This is a genomic window from Nocardia sp. bgisy118, assembly GCF_057708605.1.
Window position 1 is genome coordinate 408,763 of the sequence record NZ_JBYISM010000003.1, and the last position, 16,816, is coordinate 425,578.

The 16,816-nt window shown below is 67.1% G+C and carries 16 protein-coding genes; 14 read left to right on the forward strand and 2 right to left on the reverse strand.

What is annotated here, in order from left to right; genetic code table 11:
• The first annotated feature begins 74 nt into the window (after positions 1-74).
• From AC3EO7_RS05610 to AC3EO7_RS05660, 11 genes are all read left to right on the forward strand, one after another.
• The gene (locus AC3EO7_RS05610; protein WP_435590602.1) at positions 75-2,141 is read left to right on the forward strand and encodes a cell envelope integrity TolA family protein; all 2,067 of its coding nucleotides are present in this window, start codon (positions 75-77) and stop codon (positions 2,139-2,141) included.
• A 32-nt stretch (positions 2,142-2,173) separates the two neighbouring features.
• A complete protein-coding gene (locus AC3EO7_RS05615) occupies positions 2,174-2,935 on the forward strand; it encodes an ESX secretion-associated protein EspG (RefSeq protein WP_431964527.1) in 762 nt (253 codons plus the stop codon).
• Positions 2,936-3,068: 133 nt separating this feature from the next.
• On the forward strand, positions 3,069-3,383 hold the full coding sequence (locus tag AC3EO7_RS05620; RefSeq protein WP_431964094.1) for a hypothetical protein: 315 nt from the start codon (positions 3,069-3,071) through the stop codon (positions 3,381-3,383).
• A gap of 155 nt (positions 3,384-3,538) precedes the next feature.
• Positions 3,539-3,850, forward strand: coding sequence for a YbaB/EbfC family nucleoid-associated protein (locus tag AC3EO7_RS05625; protein WP_431964096.1), 312 nt, complete (start codon positions 3,539-3,541; stop codon positions 3,848-3,850).
• A 125-nt stretch (positions 3,851-3,975) separates the two neighbouring features.
• Complete coding sequence (locus tag AC3EO7_RS05630; protein WP_435590603.1) at positions 3,976-4,317, forward strand: type VII secretion target; 342 nt, start codon at positions 3,976-3,978, stop codon at positions 4,315-4,317.
• Entirely contained in the window at positions 4,317-5,672 is a 1,356-nt protein-coding gene (locus AC3EO7_RS05635; protein ID WP_435590604.1) for a hypothetical protein, read from the forward strand. The genes AC3EO7_RS05630 and AC3EO7_RS05635 overlap by 1 nt, the downstream gene beginning before the upstream one ends.
• 12 nt (positions 5,673-5,684) lie before the next feature.
• A complete protein-coding gene (locus AC3EO7_RS05640) occupies positions 5,685-5,981 on the forward strand; it encodes a PE domain-containing protein (RefSeq protein ID WP_067785091.1) in 297 nt (98 codons plus the stop codon).
• A gap of 17 nt (positions 5,982-5,998) precedes the next feature.
• A complete protein-coding gene (locus AC3EO7_RS05645) occupies positions 5,999-6,976 on the forward strand; it encodes a PPE domain-containing protein (RefSeq protein ID WP_435590605.1) in 978 nt (325 codons plus the stop codon).
• 5 nt (positions 6,977-6,981) lie between these two features.
• The gene (locus AC3EO7_RS05650) at positions 6,982-7,761 is read left to right on the forward strand and encodes an ESX secretion-associated protein EspG (protein WP_435590606.1); all 780 of its coding nucleotides are present in this window, start codon (positions 6,982-6,984) and stop codon (positions 7,759-7,761) included.
• Between the two features lie 89 nt (positions 7,762-7,850).
• The gene (locus tag AC3EO7_RS05655) at positions 7,851-8,150 is read left to right on the forward strand and encodes a WXG100 family type VII secretion target (RefSeq protein ID WP_068056992.1); all 300 of its coding nucleotides are present in this window, start codon (positions 7,851-7,853) and stop codon (positions 8,148-8,150) included.
• A 24-nt stretch (positions 8,151-8,174) separates the two neighbouring features.
• Positions 8,175-8,456, forward strand: a complete 282-nt coding sequence (locus tag AC3EO7_RS05660) for a hypothetical protein (protein ID WP_068056994.1) — start codon at positions 8,175-8,177, stop codon at positions 8,454-8,456.
• Between the two features lie 64 nt (positions 8,457-8,520).
• Here the strand turns inward: AC3EO7_RS05660 and eccE are convergent, their stop codons facing one another.
• Entirely contained in the window at positions 8,521-10,296 is a 1,776-nt protein-coding gene (eccE, locus tag AC3EO7_RS05665; RefSeq protein WP_435590607.1) for a type VII secretion protein EccE, read from the reverse strand.
• 153 nt (positions 10,297-10,449) lie between these two features.
• On the opposite strand from eccE, the gene eccB reads away from it, so the two are divergent.
• Positions 10,450-11,895, forward strand: a complete 1,446-nt coding sequence (gene eccB, locus AC3EO7_RS05670) for a type VII secretion protein EccB (RefSeq protein WP_431964108.1) — start codon at positions 10,450-10,452, stop codon at positions 11,893-11,895.
• Between the two features lie 60 nt (positions 11,896-11,955).
• Here the strand turns inward: eccB and eccA are convergent, their stop codons facing one another.
• Positions 11,956-13,773, reverse strand: a complete 1,818-nt coding sequence (gene eccA / locus AC3EO7_RS05675; RefSeq protein ID WP_431964110.1) for a type VII secretion AAA-ATPase EccA — start codon at positions 13,771-13,773, stop codon at positions 11,956-11,958.
• Positions 13,774-13,908: 135 nt separating this feature from the next.
• Between eccA and eccD the strand changes: the two genes are divergently transcribed.
• The gene (eccD, locus tag AC3EO7_RS05680) at positions 13,909-15,387 is read left to right on the forward strand and encodes a type VII secretion integral membrane protein EccD (RefSeq protein ID WP_435590608.1); all 1,479 of its coding nucleotides are present in this window, start codon (positions 13,909-13,911) and stop codon (positions 15,385-15,387) included.
• A 1-nt stretch (position 15,388) separates the two neighbouring features.
• A complete protein-coding gene (mycP, locus tag AC3EO7_RS05685; protein ID WP_431964114.1) occupies positions 15,389-16,813 on the forward strand; it encodes a type VII secretion-associated serine protease mycosin in 1,425 nt (474 codons plus the stop codon).
• Positions 16,814-16,816: the final 3 nt, after the last annotated feature.

A 16,816-nucleotide genomic window follows, 5' to 3' on the forward strand; every position in this document is an offset into this window, starting at 1 on the left:
AAGATGGACGTAAGACGGCACACGGGCGCACGTGACAGTCCCGGAGTTTCGGAGATAGTCAAGGAGTACGAGGCATGCCACCTAAGGAAGATGACGGCGGGGGCTCGGGACCTTCGATCCCGGAGCTCCCGCTACCCAACAATCCCTGGCCGGACATCAAAAAACGTGCGGGTGACGCGGGTTGGATCAAGTTCGATCCGCAGGCGGCGATCGCTGTGGGGCAGGCGATCTCGGATCTCCAATGGAAGTTGTTCTCCCTGTGGGGGAATGCCACGGCAGTCTCGTCCATGATCGACCTGTCCACGCCCGCCATATCCTCGGGTCCGGAGCTCGCCAAGGTGTTCGGTAAGCAGGGCCAGGAGATGTATCGCATCCTCGGCGCGCACCACAAGATCCTCGATGACATGCTCGACTCCGTCGTTGCGGCGGGCAAGAACATGGCCAAAACCGAGGAGGGCAACGTCGAGGATCTCCTCCGTCAGCTGGACGGGATTACGACCCCACTCCAAGACACGCACTACGCCGACGGAAAGGCTCCGGGTGCCCTCACGCAGCGCGAGGGTGATCACGGCAAATATCGCAAAGGGTGGAATTATGATGAAGACGGGATGCCGACCACCCGAAGAAAGGCGGCTAGTGACTATGAGAGTGGATTTCATGTAAAGGATAACCGGAAGCAGCCGGATATCAAGGGCACTCGGAACGCGGGTATCGGGGAAGTCCAAAATAAACCTTGGGCTACTCTTTATGCGAACCGGCAGTACCTGGAGGGTGGCGTCGTCGCGGATATGGTCGCCGATGATGCTGCTGAATGGGAGCATATCGGAAAAAAAATCCAAGAGTGGAGTGTGGAGTTCGGTAACAAGATTGTCAATCACCTGAACCCGGCTGCGGGGGAAAAGGTCTGGGAGGGTGAAGGTGCACAGGCGATCAAAACTGCCCTGAACAACTATCGCCTCTCCCTCGAACCGCTCGCGACATCCGCCGCACAGCACCATTCCCTGCTCGAGCACGTCTCGCAGTTCCTACAGGATACTCACTATTGGGCCCCGCCCTACAAGACGGAAGATGAAGACCCCACTTACTGGTTGACCGACCGGCAGCAGATGTTCGGCGAAACCTATGTGCGCGGTGTCAATTTCACGTCCAAGAGTATTCCGAACCTTGTTTACCCGACGGATGCGTTCAAGGACGTCCCGCCGATCTACGATCCCCGGGATACGAACAAAGACGGCAAGATCGATGACAAGGAAAAAATCCCGGGGGACACGAACAACGACGGCAAGCTCTCCGAGGAAGAAAAGCAGGCGCTGGCGAAAACCCAAGCCGGCGGTCCTGGCGGCCCCGGTCCCGGTCCTGGCGGCCCCGGTCCTGCCAGAGCCAAGGCAGGCCCCGGCCCCGGTCCCGGTTTGACCGCGGAGCAGAAGAAGGCACAGGCGAACGCAGCGGACGAGCAGCGGAAGGCCGCGCAGTTCGCCGAGCAACAGCGCAAAGACGCGGCCCGGCGCGCGAACGAACAAGAGGCCTACGAGAAGACGCAGCGGGCCGCCAACGAGCGCCGACAGGCCGAGGCCGAGCAGCGCGCCAAGGACGCGGCCGCGGAGCAAGAGGCCTACCAGAAGCAGCAGCGGGCGCAAGCCGCTGCGAAGGAAGCCACGTCGGCGGCGCAGCAGGCCGCTCAGCAAGGTTTGCAGGCCGCGCAGCAGGCTGTGCAGGAAGCCCTCCAGGGTGGCCAGAAGGGTGCGACCGAGGCGCTGGCGGCCGCGCAGCAAGCCGCGCAGAACGCGTTGGCCAACGGGATGCCGAAGGTGGGCGACCTGGCGTCGAAACTCGGCGGCCCCGGGCCTGGCCCCGGCTCCCTGGCAAAGGGATTGGGTCTGACCGAAGCCGCGAAGCTGTTCCCCCGCGCGGGCGCCGCCACGGCGGCGACCGCCGCCGGAACAGGTCTCGGCTCGCTCGGCCGGGCCGGGGCAGCCATGCAGGCGACGCCCGGTTCCCCCGGCCCCGCCGGTGCGGCGGGTCAGGGTGCGGGCCAGGGTCAGCAGAACTACAAGCGCCCTGCCTACCTCGAATCCGACCAGCACCTGGACGAACTGCTCGGTGAGGCGCCGAAGGTGGTCAGGCCGGTGGTCGAACAGTGAGTCGCACTTGGAAATTCACCGACACCGAGTTCATGGCCCTGTGGTCACGCTCCGGGGGCACGATTCTCCCGCATCCGTTCACCTACATCTGTGAAATGCAGACCACCGATGAATACGAACGTGCGTTGCACCTTGTTCGGGAACGGTGGCGGGGCACGGACGATCGGGTGCTCGATGAGATTTCCGAGGCCGTGTTGCAACCGGATATCGCTCTCGAAGTGCGCGGATTCGACGAGCGGGAGTACGAGCGCGCGGAAGGCTGGGTCCGGGTGCTCGCGGTCCGGCGTGGCGACCGCGGGTACGTGCTGAAGCAGGTGACCGGCAAGACCTTCGAGCACGCCGCCGGTTTCACCGTCACCGAATGCGAGCCGCTGGCGCTGGCCGACGCGGTGGTGGCTGAACTGCCGAAGGTCGAACCGGGAAAACAGGGCAGTATCAAGTTGCCGGTGCCCAAGAGCGAAGAAATGGTCGACACGAGTAGTTCCGGCCTGTGGGACGACCCCTACGGCGGCGGCTCCACCCCGGTGTCCGGGGAACGGTTCGAAAAGACGGTCGCGGCGTCGCGCGGGGTGGTGCGCGTGAGCCAGGGTTATTCGGTGTACGGTCCGCGCGGGCGGCTCACCCTCGAGCTCAAATGGCGGGATCTGCCCGATGACGGCAGATATCTGATCGCTCCGGACCTGCCGCCGGTCGCGCAACCCGTCGACGAAAAGAAGTTTGTGATCATGATCAACAAGGAGATCGCGAAGGTCGTCCAGACCATCAAGGACGAGAGACTTTCGCACCGTGCCTGATTCGGCTCGATACGCCTGACCACGTTGATCAACGCCGAGATCGCCGAGGTGGTCCGTGCGATCGAGGACGAACCGGTATGGACCCCGGCGGCGGGAACATACACTGAGCGACAAGCGATGAGGGGTTGATGCGATGTCCACAGCGGCGAACATCAGCGGCACGATTTCGGTGCGGACCACCGAACAGGGCCTGCCGCTGGCTATTTCGGTGGAAGCGGATGAGCTGCGGCGGGATCCGGCCGAGCTGGCGAATCAGATCATGCGGTTGTGCAGGCAGGCGGCGAACCGGGCCGGGCTGGCGCGGCGGGAGGAGTTGCAGGCGGCGGGGTTGACCAATCAACAGCTCGCGCTGACCGGGCTGCCGAAGCCGGAGGATGTCGCGGCGCAGGAGTGGGTCGAGGAAGAAGAGTACGACGAAGAGCCGCAGAGCTGGTTGAGGGAAGCCTGACATGAGCGAACGCAGAGAGCGAATCATGTGCCAGTGTGCGGTACGCATGCTGGAGCCGAGCGTCAGCGAGGTGGAGGCATGAGCGAACGCAGAGAGCGAATCATGTGCCAGTGTGCGGTACGCATGCTGGAGCCGAGCGTCAGCGAGGCGGAGGCATGAGTACCAACCCGGTGATGGACGAGATCGAGGCGCGGGCGCAGCGGGCGCTGAACCGGTTGCGCGATCTCGGCGACGAGATGGCGAAGGTGCGCGCGCAGGAGTCGTCGGAGGACGGTGCGGTGACCGTCGAGGTCGACGGCAGCGGAGCCTTGCGGGACATGCGATTCACCAGTGCGGTGTCGCGAATGTCACCCGGTGAATTCGAGCAGGCGGTGGTTTCCACGGCGCATCGCGCGGCGGCCGAAGCCATGGGGCGGATGGGTGAGCTCATCACCGAGTTCAATGAAGAATCCGCAGCTCAGACCTAGTGGCCGCACCAAATATTTACTCTCCCTTAAGGTTTTCCACCCGAATATTTACTGCGCGACTCATCCTGTGATCCGGTATATTCGGTCTGGACCTTCCAATCATTTTCGCGCAGAGGGTGTTTCCGATGCCTAACGGTTTTGACATCAATCCCTGGCCGCATGTGGCCGCCGAACCTGACGCGATTCGGGCCTACGCGGACACGGCTGCGGCGTGTGCCGCCAGCGTGGCGAGCGCCGGTTCGGTGAACCAGGCGGCCACCATGGCCGCGGCCATCCCGGTGTTCGGTTTGATCGGCCAGGATTTCCTCGCCTCCTTCGCGGTGGCGCAGGCCAATCACCTCACCTCGGTCGCCGAACTGGCCTACGTGCACGGCATGACGGCGCTGACCTGTCAGCAGGCCGCCACCGAATACGAAGTGACGGACGGTCTCTCGGGCTCCGATATCGACGCGGTCGGTCGCGCCTGATGTCGGAGCTGGTCGATCAGTCGGTATTGGACATGCTGCGCCAGAGCGCGGTGGGTCCGATGTTGGACCGGCCGGTGAACGATGTCCTGAAGGACATGGGCCTGCCGCAGCTGCCCGAAATTCCGCTGCTGCCACCGATTCCGGGCCTGCCGCCGCTGCCGGTGATCGACCTGTCCCTGCTGGCCAAGCCGCTGACCGATCTGGCCGCCACCTTCGGCACCGGCCAATTCCCGTCTCCCGCACCGGCCGCCGCGCCGGTGGCCAATGGTGATCCGGCCGCGCAGCCCGCGGCGAATCCGGCCGCCGCGCCCGTCGTCGATCCGACCGAGGTACTGAGTCAGGTCTCCAGCGTCGTCTCGACGGTGGTGCAGCTGGGCAGCACGGCGCTCACCATGGCGATGCAACTGTGGCAGAGTCAGGCCGCGGCCGCCGCCGAGGAAAAAGGCAAAGAGGCGCAGAAGGACGGCGGCAAGATCGCCACCCAGGCCGCGCAGGAGTCGGCAGGCGTCGCCTCAGCCGCGACCTCGGTCGCCATCGGCGGCGCGACGATGGCGGCCATCATCGCCAAGTACATGGCACAGGTCGCCGCCTCCGCGCCGTTCCTCTCGACCCCGGGTGGCCAGGCCTTCCTGGTCGCCTCGACCGTCGAGACGATGGCCGAGGCCACGGCGACGGTGGCGAAGACGCGCGGCGAAATGACCGTGCACAGCGCGGAGATGACGGCCACGGGCCAGAAGGTGCCGGTCACCGATGCCCCCAAGGGCATGGACCAGATGCAGATGCTGAGCATGCTGATGCAGATGATCCCCACGCTGACCACCGCGGTGAAGTCCGGCATGGAATCGGCTGTCTCGCTGCACAAGACATTGAACCCGGTGGCCTCCACCAACCCGGCACTGGAAAAGGACAAGGCCGAGCAGGCGGAGCTGGGCAAGAGTGCCGCCAAGCCCGGTGCGGGCGGCGGCGGTTTCGGTGGTGGCGGCGGTGCCGTGGCCGCCGCGGCGCGCCAGCTCAGCCCGTGGGTCGACGGTCGCACGGTCGGCAATCTGGGCGCGGCAGGCGCGAACGGCGTCGGCAACCCGGCCTCGGCGATGCAGGCCGGCGCCAGTTCGGCGGCCCGCAGCAACACCACGGCGGCCACCTCGCCGGGCGGCATGATGCCGATGTCGCCGGCGGCCGCCGCGGGCATGGGCCGCGGCGCGGAGGACGCCGCGAACGGCTTGCGCGGCGAACTGGTGTCCGCCTCGCACGGCAACGAGGTGGTGGGCGATATCGAAGGCGCCTCGCTGCCCGTCGTCGGCGCGGCCAACGCCGATGGACTCAACGAACCGCCGGACCAGGCACTCACTCTCTGATAGGAGGACGGCATGGAATTCGATCGCGCCGGGGCAATCAAGTCTGCCACCGCACTCGACGCCCTCGCGGACCGGCTGGAAGCCGATCTGAAGGCCAACACGCCCGCCCTGGCCGTGGAAGCCGCTGGGCTGGACGAAGTTTCACAGCGTGCCGCGCAGACCCTGCGCGGGGTGGCCGCCTCCTACGACGAAGCCGCGACCGCAGGCGTTCTCGAACTACGCAAACTGGCCGCCGCGCTGCGCTCGCAGTCGCAGTCGCTAGTGGTGATGGATACCGAGAACGCCGCTGGTCTCGGGGCGTCGGCCTAGCGCGAGGCGGGGGACATATGGTCGAACCGCCGATCCCTGGTTTCACCGGCGTGGTCTGGGAAGCCAGGCCCACGGAGAAACTCGCCCAGGATCTGACTACCGGTCGCGGCGCGGCGCCGATGGCCGAAGCGGCCCAGGCGTGGACTCGCCTTGGCGTGAGTTTCGGCGCCGCCGTGCCCGAATACGACCAGATCGTCAAGGCCATCGGCGAATCGTGGCGTTCGGAGACGAGCCCGGAGATCCTGGACCGGATCACCACACTGCGGGAGTGGCTGCTGGAGGCGGCCGGTTCCGCGGCCCAGAACGCCACCAAGACCGGCTCGCAAGCGCTGGCCTACGAGGTGGCCAGGCTGGCCATGCCGCACGTCGCCGAGATCGCCGCCCTGGAAGAGGCAAAGAAGTCGGTGGAGGCGATCGGCGCCGGGTTGGGTGCGCCCCTGGTGGGCGCGGCCGCCGATATCGACGCCGAACAGGATCTGGCCAAGGTCAACGCGGCCCGGGTCATGCGTGTCTACGAAGAGGCGACCAAGCCGCTGGAGACGCCGTGGACGCAGACCACGCCATCGGTCATCGCCAATAGTGCTGCGCTGGAGGCCGAGCGGGCCGCGTCCGAGGTGCGTCCCACAGCCGTGCCCACGACCGCCTTGCCGACCTCGTTCGCTGCGGCGTTCGCCCGGGCCACACCGCCGCCGCGGGCGAAGACGGCGTTCACCACGCAGGCCGTGGCCGCCGCCGGGACCGCCGAACCGACCCCGCTGCCCGTGGAAACGACTCCGGTGGCCGGAGATTCGTCGTCGGCGAGCCGCATGGGCGCCCCGGCCGCGATGGCGCCCGCAGCCGCCATGCAGGACGACGACCGTACCCTGCGGGCCGGCGCCGCCTCCGCGCAGCCGGACAAGCCGTTCGAGGTCGACGCCGGATTCGCCGCTGCCCCAGCGGTAATCGGCGGCGCCGCCGAACCCGCACCGAAGGCGACCGCACCGGGGGCGCCATGACGACGATGACCAACGATGGACTCCTGGCGGTGTCCGACCTGCTCGGCGTGCAGACCCTGCCGCTGGTGCTGGGGGTCGGACCGCAGCAGGATTCGGTCGATGCCTGGCAGGCCGCGCGCGACCAGGCGATCGCCGACCTGCGCGCCGCCGGGTTGGTCAACGCCTACGACGATGTCGCCGCCGACCTGACCGACGCGCTGTTCATCCTGGCCAACCCGGAGCGTGAGCTCGCGGCCCGGATCTACACGGAGTCGGGGATTCGACAGGTCTGCGTGGCGCGCAAGGGAGCTCAGCACGCGCTGGCCACCCGCACCGGCGACACCTTCGACGTGGGCACCATCTGGTGCGACGGCGGCGGACAAGCGCTGGCGCGGCCGGTGCTCGAAGCGCTGGGCCGCGCCCCGGCCGCCGATATCCCGAGCATCAGCGCCCCGGTCGAAGATCTGCGCGAAAGACTGGACGAGGCAACGAGATCCAGCGACTACTCCGATATCTTCTACGCCCGCGGCGTGGGCGAACGCGATGCCATCGAGTTCGGGCTGGCCATGTCCAGCTGCCACGCGCACGCCGAGATCGTCGCCTACGCCTACGACGACGGCATCACGACCAGAACGTCCGGAGCGGTAGCGGTTTACGACACCTCGCGGGGTCGTATCGCCGCCAGCCCCGGCGCTGCGCCGGACCTGCGGGTCTGGTCGACCTTCACCCCGGGAACCGATCACCGGATCGCCCAGGCGATCTCGGCGCTGATCGAAACCTTGCCCGGAGGAAGGTGGATGCCCTAGTTAACGCATCGGAACTCACGAACCGACCGAACCACCGCGGCCCCTGCGCAGCGGAAAACCAAGTACCCACCGACATGATGAGGTGAACAATGTCCGGACAGACCAGTTATACAGAGGCCGAAGCTGCTGCGGTCGTCGACGAATACATGCAGGCCGTCGAGGGCATCAAGAAGACCATCTCGGCCGTGCAGGAAACCTTCGACGCGGCCCGCTCGGGCTGGGAGGGTGACGCCGCCGTTGCGGGACAGAAGGCTTCCACCGCTTGGCAGGAGGAGACCACCCGTATCAACACCAAGATCGACGAGATGAATCAGACCATCTCCGAGGGCAACACGACCCTCGGCAACGTCGATCCGGAAAACGTGGACGCCCTGACCAACCTGATCTGACACACCACTCGAAAGGAGACGGCCATGAAGTACACCAAACAGGTCCACGACCAGCTGATCAGCGAAATGGACCAGTACTACAAGGATCTCGACGGCTACAAGGACGCCTTCGTCGCCGCCAAGGACAAGCTGGTCACCAAGGGTTGGGAAGAGAGCGAGGCGCTGGAGTCCTTCACCGTGAAGGCCAACTCCCTGCTCGAGGAGCTCAACGACACCCACACCAAGATGCAGGCCCTGCGCAACGCCATCGACGGCGCGTTCAACAACGCGTTCGCCGCTGACAAGAAGGTCTACAACTCCTTCTGATCCGGGTTGGCAACGAGAAAGCCCCGGTCACCCTTGCGGGTGGCCGGGGCTTTCCGGTACTCGGTTAGCGGGCGGCGGCCAAAGCCGTGTGCAAGTACTGCATCTCGTCCGGTGTCGCCACCATGTGCACGCGGGTGGTCACACCTGCCGTGCGCACGGTGACGAGGTTGGCGGTCTCCGGGTCCTCGGCGAGGGTGACGTCGGGGTCGAAGTGGTCCTCCATGGTCGCCGGGGCATTGCGGAGCAGCACGGTGGTGGCGTCGGAGTGGTGTCCCGTCGGCGGAATGCCGTCGTAGACGATCACAGTGGCGGAGCGGTGCGCGCTGGCCTGCTGCCCGGCCGCGGACCAGGCCGCGATGGTCAGCGACTGGGGCACACCCACGTCGGCGGCCATCTGCCGCCACGCGTCGTGACGGTTGGTGTGCACCACGACCGAGGCGCCGAGCGCGATGGCGCGCAGGATCATCTGTTGGGCGACCAGCAGCGACCCGATCACCTCCACGCGCCGCACCTGGTGCCCGACCAGGGGCAGGGCCACGCCCTGTCCGGAGGTGTCGGCGCCGATCAGCTGCCCGCAGCCTGCGATCGGCATCGGCAGTGTGAGCAGCGAATCCGGCTTGCCCAGATAGGTTTCCGGGGTGAACTGACGGCCACGCTGGGCGATCGGCAGCGTGTACAGCAGGGCGCGGAACTGCTTGCCCGGCAGCGGAACCAGGCCCTCGGCCTTGACTACGGCGGGCTTGTCCGGGGTATCGAAGCGCACCACCGCGGTCACTTCGATGCCCGCGGCACCGGGTGTGGCGGCCTGGTCGCGCGGTGACTGTGCCGCGGCGCGCTGAAGACGCATGGTGACGGTGGTCGCCAGCGTCGGAGTGGACCACACTGCGGCGAAGCCCTGCGGTCCCAAAGCTTCCGGCGCCATCCGGTAGGTGGTGTAGTGCACGCCGTCGCGTTCCACGCTGTGCGGTGTCTCGGTGAACTCCTCCAGCGGCGTGTGCCGGGTGAGCTGGTTGACCGCGGCGGTGATCTCGGCGGCCGACAGCACTACCGTGGAGATGCCATGGGCGGCAAGCCGATTCGCCACCCGCTGGGTCGCCACGATGGCCGTGCGCAGCGTGCCGGTGGCGCCGCCGCCGCGCCGCGCCACCGCGGGGGCATTGCCCAGCGGGTCCAGCCGCAGCACCACCCACACCGTGCGGTGCGCCACCGCGGGCAGCCGACCCAGGATCTGCTCGTAGAGATGCGAGACCCGGCCGGGCCCGGCGGTGCGGGCGCCGGTGCTGATCACGTCGATGGAGGCCAGCTCGATGTCGAACTGGTCGAGGCAGTGCGCGATCTCGGGCAGCGGCATCATGTCGTCGGAGATCAGCGACTGCGGGCTCAGCAGCGTCACCGTGCGCGGATGCGCCTCCACGCGCAGCATGATGAGCAATCGCGAGCCGTCCCAGCGCATTCCATAGGCGCCGCCTTCGGGTAGCGGTACGTCGAACGGCGCCTGATCAACGGTTGCCGAACGATTGCGGAACGCGCGCCAACGGAAGGTGATTTCTTCGTCCAGCCAGCCTGCCGGCGACTTGCGGCGCGGCAGCGGTGTCAGCCCGAGCACGAGGACACCGGCACATACTCCGGCCGCGACCCACACGGAGGCATCGAAGATCACCGCGACCAGTGAGGCCGCGGCCGCGACGAGCGCCACCGGAATCACCCAGCGTAGCGGCAGAATTCGGAACAGCCAGAAGTACGAGGAGCGCAGGGGAGCGGGGGCAGGCTCAGCCGACGGGACAGGTGAACTCTGGGGCGCGGTGTCGCGATTTTCGCCGTCGGCTGTGGTGGAACCCATGCGGACATAATGGACCGAATTCGCTCGGCTGCGCTACCGGGGACGGCAGGTGGCGGAGCTTGCGTAGTCGGCGGGGTGGGTAGGTAGGTACTGTAAGCCGTGCCGGGTGAAATGCTCGGTCCGTTGTACCCCGCGTCAGTTCGGAGGCGTTTCGTGCCCGCACAGTTGACTACAAAGGCGCAAGTCAACGGTTACCGGTTTCTGCTGAAAAGGTACGAGCACGCGCTGATTCGGCGCGATGTCCGGATGCTGCACGATCCGATGCGCTCGCAGTTCCGCTCGCTGGTCGTCGGCGCGGTGCTCGGCATCCTGGTGGTCGCCGGTGCGGCGATCCTGGCGTTCCTGCGCCCGGTGGGCGCGATCGGCGACGCGACCATCGTGATGGGCAAGGAGACCGGCGCGCTCTACGTGATCGTCGACGGCACGCTGCATCCGGCGCTGAACCTGGCTTCCGCCCGCCTGATCGTCGCCAGCAACGAAAAACCCACCTCCGTCAAGGAATCCAAGCTGACGATGCCGCGCGGCCCGATGGTGGGCATTCCCGGCGTTCCGGCCACCCTGCCCGGCGCGGCCTCGCCGGACTCCGTCTGGAGCCTGTGCGATGCGGTGGAGCTGTCCGCGGCGGGCAGCGCCGCCCGCTCCGCAGGCGCCACGTCCACGGTCGTCGCAGGCGCGCTCGACTCGAGCGAGCCGAACACCGCCCGCCCGCTGCGCGACAACGAGGCGCTGCTGGTGACCCGCGGCGGCAAGACCTTCCTGATGTTCGACGGCAAACGCGCCGAAGTGGATCCGAACGATTCGGTGATCTCGCGCTCGCTGGGCATGCGGGAGTACAACCCGCGTCCGGTCAGCGCGGGCATGCTCAACTCCGCCACACAGGTCCCCGCGATCGTCCCGCCGAAGATCGATCGGCTCGGCGAACCCGGCCCCGGTCGCTTGCAGGGCGTGCCGATCGGCGGCGTGATCCGCGTGCAGCGGGTCGACTCCGAAGAGCTGTACGTGGTGCTCGCCGACGGCGTGCAGCGGCTGACGCCGTTCTCCGCCGAGGTGATCCGCAACGCGAACTCCCAGGAGATGAACGAGATCATCTCGGTGCCGCCGGACCGGTTGGTTGGCGTGCCCGTGGTGAGCCCGCTGCCGGTGGACAAGTTCCCCGGGCCGGTCCCGACCATCCTCACTCCCGAGCAGAACAAGGTCAGCTGCATCCAGTGGGCCAAGAAGGACTCCGATCCGGCCGCCACGATCACGCTGCTCGCCGGACGTGAACTGCCGCTGCCGAAGTCGGCCAAGGTGGTGGATCTGGCCACCGGCGACGGCACCGGCGACCGCATCGACCATGCTTACATCCCGCCGAACTCGGGGGAGTACCTCCAGATGACCGGCATGTCGCCGGACAGCGTCCGCCTGGGCAGCCTGTTCTACATCTCCGACAACGGGATTCGCTACGGCATACCGGATCAGGAGACGGCCACCCTGCTCGGCCTGGCCGACAAGCCGCGGCCCGCACCGTGGCCGATCATCGGCCAGCTGGTGCCTGGGCCGACGCTCTCGCGCGAGGAAGCGCTCGTCAGCTACGACATCCTGCCGACCACCAACTGACGTGCCCCGCACAGCAGTACGGCTGGCGAGAACTCGCGGCCGTACTGCTGTGTCCGGATATCAGCGCAGCGTGGCCAGCACGTTGTCCAGCGCGTTCTGCATATCGTCCGACTCGATCCGCATCAGCACCGATTCGTCGACGGCGCTCAGATCCAGGTTGATGTCATTGGCCAGCCGGAACTCCCGCTCCTCCTCGGCCGCTTCGATCACATTGCGGATGAACCGGCCGTTACCGGCCATGTCGATGCCGCGCCGGATCTCACCGCTCTGATCCGTGGCCTCCTTGCGGTAGAGCTCACCGCAGGCGGCGATCAGCAGCGCCTGTGCGTCGTCGGCCAGTTCCGAATCCCGTTTCCGCGCAATGAAACGGCCGATATCGCCGAGCTCCTCCGGCGAGTAGGAATCGAACTTCACCCGCTTGGCGAAGCGGGACGCCAGACCGTCGTTGGAGGCCAGGAATCGGTCGATCTCGCCGTCGTATCCGGCGATGATCACCACCAGGCGATCGCGGTCGTTCTCCATTCGCGCGAGCAGCGTATCGACGGCTTCGCGACCGAACGCGTCACCGCCGGACAGGCCGGTTTGAATCAGCGTGTAGGCCTCGTCGATGAACAGCACACCGTCCATCGCGCTATCGATCAACTTGTTCGTCTTGATCGCGGTACTGCCCAAATGCTGGCCGACGAAATCGGAACGTTTGGCTTCGATCAACTTGTCGGTCTTGAGAATTCCTAAGCCACAGTAAATTTTTGCCACCACGCGGGCAACGGTGGTCTTACCGGTACCCGGCGGTCCGGTGAATGCCAGATGTTGGCCACGGGATCCGCTCGCCATTCCTTTTTCGGCACGGATCCGCGCTAGCTGAGCGGTTGCCTGCAACTTCGCAACCTGCATTTTCACGCCGGCGAGACCGATCTGCTCGTCGAGTTCGGCGCGCGCCTTCTCCAGGATCAGCTTGGCCTTGTCGTCGCGCTCCTCCTGGCCCATCTGTTCCAGCGTCGGCGCCGAGGCCGGATCCCACTTGTTGGTGCGCGCGTCGATGACCTCCTTGGTGGTCACCGTGATCCGGTACTTGCGGTCGCGCATGGCCATGGTGTTGGCCTCGAAACCCGGTGCCTCGGAGAACACCTTCTCGAACAGCGCCTGCGCCTTCTCCTCCTCGCCTGTCTCGCGCAGGGCGAGTCCGCGGCAGAAGCGGGCAGTGGTCGCCGCGGCCGGAATCGGGCCCTGCTCCGCGGCTTCCATGCGGCGGATCGCCTCGCCGAACAAACCCAGCTGGGCACAGGCGGTGCCGACCATGACGTGGGCGCCCGCGGCCAGGTAGGGATCCTCCCAGTCCGCCGAACCGGCCAGCACGGTCATCACATCGGGCCAGCGCTGCGTGGTGAAGTGCAACACGCCACGGACGTAGGCGCAGATCCGGTCGTCGATCTCGCGATCCGACGAGGAGACCTGTGCGGACCGGTGTTTGGCCAGTTCGTCGAGGACCTTCTCGGCTTCGTCGTAGTCGCCCTCGGTGATCAGCTGCGTGGCCTGCGCGAGCCAGATCTCGGCATAGCTGGCCAGCGGGTAATCGATGTACTGCCCGATGGTGAAGCGGCCCGCCAGCGCTCGCGGTTGCAGGCCGAGCCTGCGCTGCTCCCGGAAGAGCGTCGAGGTGCTGGTCTTGAAGAGGTTGAAGATCACCTCACGGGTGTGCTCGCCCGCGGCCGCGCGCCCGAGCCAAGCGTCGCACATACCGGGATCCCATTCGGTGGCGCGCTGGAAGGCTAGCTGAGCGTATTCCAGATCGCGGGCAGATTCCTGTCCGTCGATCACAATGCCCAAGGACAAGACACCAGCGTCGAATGCGCGTTGTGCCTGGCGGTTGCCGGTCATGTGGGTTTGCCCCTAAAAACGAACGGACGTGCTGTTCCTCGCCAAGCATAGCTGCTGCGAGGGAGGGACTTCTCCGTTAAGTTGAGTACGTTGCATGGCGTTGAAGTGTGTTCTAGGTAGGGAGTCGTCCGAGCTGTGACCGATCCGTCTAGCAGCGCTGTGGCTGCCGTTGCTCCGGAGTTGTGCCGAGTCTCGGTGATCGGCGGCAATACCCAGTTGGACTTGGGTTTGCCTGCCACAGTTCCGATCGCGGCGTTTATCGCCGACGTGGTGGAGCTGATCGAATCGCGCAATCCCGATCTCACCGAGCACGAGGACGGGGCACCGCTGCAAACGCAGCATTGGACACTGGCCCGGATCGGCCGCGACCCCATCCCGGCAAACCAATCGCTCACCGAGGCCGAGGTTTTCGATGGTGAGTTGCTGGTATTGCGCTCGGTGTCCGCCAAGGAGCCACCGGCGCTGTTCGACGACGTGATCGACGCCGTCTCCAAGCTGACCGCGACCTCGTTCCGGCACTGGTCGCCGCTGTCGGCGCGCTGGCTCGGTCTGTCCATGGGCCTGCTCGCGGTGCTGGCCGCGATCTACCTGCTCGCGGTGGCCAAACTCGACGGTGCCGGTGCCGCAGTGGGTTTCATCGGCCTCGGCGCCGGACTGATCGCCGGTGGCGCGGCCGTGCTCGTCGCCCGCCGGTATCAGGCCGAAGCGTCCTTGCCGGTGATCATGCTGTCGCTGTACGCGCTGCTGCTGATCTTCGCGGGCACCGCACTGTTCGTGCCCAACGCCTTCGGCAGTCCGCACGCGATGTTCGCCTGTGTCGCAACGCTGACCGCGGCCGCGGTCCTCTACAGCCTGGCCCGGGTCGGGGCGACCATGTTCACCACGGTCATCACCCTCGCGCTGTTCGGCGGCGTGGCCGCGATGGTGCGGATGGTCTGGGATCCCGCGCTGTCCAAGATCGCCGCCGGCGTGCTGGTCGGTGCGCTCATCGTGATCACCCTGGTGCCGCGCCTGGCCGTGGCGGCCGCACGGCTTCCGGTGCCGCCGGTGCCGACCGCCGGCGCCGCCATCGACCCCGCCGACCACGAACCCCGTCCCACCGTCAAGGACATCGGCGCCATCGGCGCCACTGCGCTACCCTCGGCCGCCGGTCTCGAGCATCGAGCCCGCGCGGCCAACGAATACCAGTCCGGCATGATCATCGGCTGCACCGTCGCCGCCGTGATCGGCGTGGTGCTGGCCGCGGATCCGCTCGGCGCGGCCCGCTGGCAGGGCATCACCCTGGGCGTGGTGGTCTCGATCATCCTGTGCCTGCGCGGGCGCGCGTTCGCCGACCTGGTGCAGGCTTGCACGCTGATCGCCGGTGGCGCGATCGCGTTGATCGCGCTGGGCATCGGTGCCGGGCTCGGTGAGGAGAACTGGCTGCTGCCGATCGCCGGCATGCTGCTCGTCGTGGCCACGGCCGCGGTGGTCTTCGGTGTGATCGGGCCGCACACCGAGATGTCGCCACCCATGCGCCGCACCGGTGAGATCTTCGAATACCTCTTGATCTGCACCATCATTCCGCTGGTGCTGTGGATCATGGACATCTACTCGGCCGCCCGGAACATCTGACATGGCACCGCTCCTACGGCGGCTGCTGCGGGCGGTGACGATGGCGGCGGTGCTCGCGCTCGCCACCGGAACACCCACGCCCGCACTGGCGATCGCGCCGCCGAAGATCGACGACGGCGCACTCGGGGCCGTGCTCGGCCTGGCCGCAGGCGCTAGACCGCCGGACGAGACCGAACAGGCCAAGGTCTGCGCCGAACCCACGCTCCAGGGCGGGGTGCCCCGCGATCCGCCACTGGCGCAGCGGATCCTCGGTTTGGCCGAGGCGTGGCAGTTCAGTCGCGGCGCGGGTCAGAAGGTCGCCGTCATCGATACCGGCGTGAACCGGCACTGGCGCCTGCCCGCGCTCCAGGCGGGCGGCGACTTCGTCTCCACCACCGACGGCACCGTCGACTGCGACGGCCACGGCACCTTCGTGGCCGGGATCATCGCCGCTCAGCCCAGCCTGGAGGACGGATTCTCCGGTGTCGCACCGGAAGCCGAGATCCTGGCCATCCGCCAGCTCAGCTCGGCCTACGAGGCCAAGGACCGCAATCGCCGGGAGGAGCCGGGCGTGATCACGCGCGAAGGCTACGGCACGGTCAACACCCTGGCCGCCGGTATCGTCCGCGCGGTCGACATGGGCGCCACGGTGATCAACATCTCCGAGGTGGCGTGCATGGCTGCGAGCGCGGGCGCTGCCGACGGCGCCTTGGGCGCCGCCGTGAAATACGCCTACGACCGCAATGTGGTCGTTGTCGCCGCGGCCGGAAACATCATGCAGGGCACTGCCTGTGAGAAGCAGAACGACCGCTCGGGCTGGTCGGCGGTGAGCACCGCGGTCACTCCGGCCTGGTTCACGCCCTATGTGCTGTCGGTCGCCTCGGTGGATCCCGCGGGCATGGTCTCACCGTTCTCGCTGCACGGCCCGTGGGTCGGCGTCGCCGCGCCGGGGCGCGAGATCGTCTCCCTGGACAGCAAGCCGGGTGGCGCGGGCCTGGTCAACGCCACCCAGACCGACGAGGGCTACTCCACCATCGACGGCACCAGCTTCTCCAGCGCCTACGTCTCCGGACTGGCCGCGCTGGTCCGGTCGCGCTTCCCGGAACTGACCGCCGCCGAGGTGATCGATCGAATCAAGCTGACCGCGCAGGCACCGGACAACGGACGCAACGACAAGGTCGGGCACGGCCTGATCGATCCACTGGCCGCGCTCACCGCGCAACTGCCGCAGAAGCCGGTCACCGTCGGCTCCGATATACCGCGCAAGATCGCCGGGCCGTCCCCGCCGCCGTACGTCGACCCGGCCCCGCGCCAGGTCGCCACGATCGGCTCGATCACGCTGCTCGCCCTGCTCGGGCTCGGCTACGCCGCTTCGATCCCGTTCCGGCGGGGTAAGCAGGTGAGTGTGGATCCGGGTGCGGAGCAACACACCCGAGAGGGGTTGTAGGAC

Excerpts from the sequence above, each read along its gene's own strand:
- AC3EO7_RS05615 (WP_431964527.1), top strand. The coding sequence starts at position 2,174 with ATGGCCCTGTGGTCACGCTCCGGGGGCACGATTCTCCCGCATCCGTTC.
- AC3EO7_RS05625 (WP_431964096.1), top strand. The coding sequence starts at position 3,539 with ATGAGTACCAACCCGGTGATGGACGAGATCGAGGCGCGGGCGCAGCGG.
- AC3EO7_RS05660 (WP_068056994.1), top strand. The coding sequence starts at position 8,175 with ATGAAGTACACCAAACAGGTCCACGACCAGCTGATCAGCGAAATGGAC.
- eccE (WP_435590607.1), bottom strand. The coding sequence starts at position 10,296 with ATGGGTTCCACCACAGCCGACGGCGAAAATCGCGACACCGCGCCCCAG.
- AC3EO7_RS05610 (WP_435590602.1), top strand. The coding sequence starts at position 75 with ATGCCACCTAAGGAAGATGACGGCGGGGGCTCGGGACCTTCGATCCCG.
- AC3EO7_RS05640 (WP_067785091.1), top strand. The coding sequence starts at position 5,685 with ATGGAATTCGATCGCGCCGGGGCAATCAAGTCTGCCACCGCACTCGAC.
- AC3EO7_RS05635 (WP_435590604.1), top strand. The coding sequence starts at position 4,317 with ATGTCGGAGCTGGTCGATCAGTCGGTATTGGACATGCTGCGCCAGAGC.
- mycP (WP_431964114.1), top strand. The coding sequence starts at position 15,389 with ATGGCACCGCTCCTACGGCGGCTGCTGCGGGCGGTGACGATGGCGGCG.
- AC3EO7_RS05645 (WP_435590605.1), top strand. The coding sequence starts at position 5,999 with ATGGTCGAACCGCCGATCCCTGGTTTCACCGGCGTGGTCTGGGAAGCC.
- eccA (WP_431964110.1), bottom strand. The coding sequence starts at position 13,773 with ATGACCGGCAACCGCCAGGCACAACGCGCATTCGACGCTGGTGTCTTG.
- AC3EO7_RS05650 (WP_435590606.1), top strand. The coding sequence starts at position 6,982 with ATGACCAACGATGGACTCCTGGCGGTGTCCGACCTGCTCGGCGTGCAG.
- AC3EO7_RS05630 (WP_435590603.1), top strand. The coding sequence starts at position 3,976 with ATGCCTAACGGTTTTGACATCAATCCCTGGCCGCATGTGGCCGCCGAA.
- AC3EO7_RS05655 (WP_068056992.1), top strand. The coding sequence starts at position 7,851 with ATGTCCGGACAGACCAGTTATACAGAGGCCGAAGCTGCTGCGGTCGTC.
- AC3EO7_RS05620 (WP_431964094.1), top strand. The coding sequence starts at position 3,069 with ATGTCCACAGCGGCGAACATCAGCGGCACGATTTCGGTGCGGACCACC.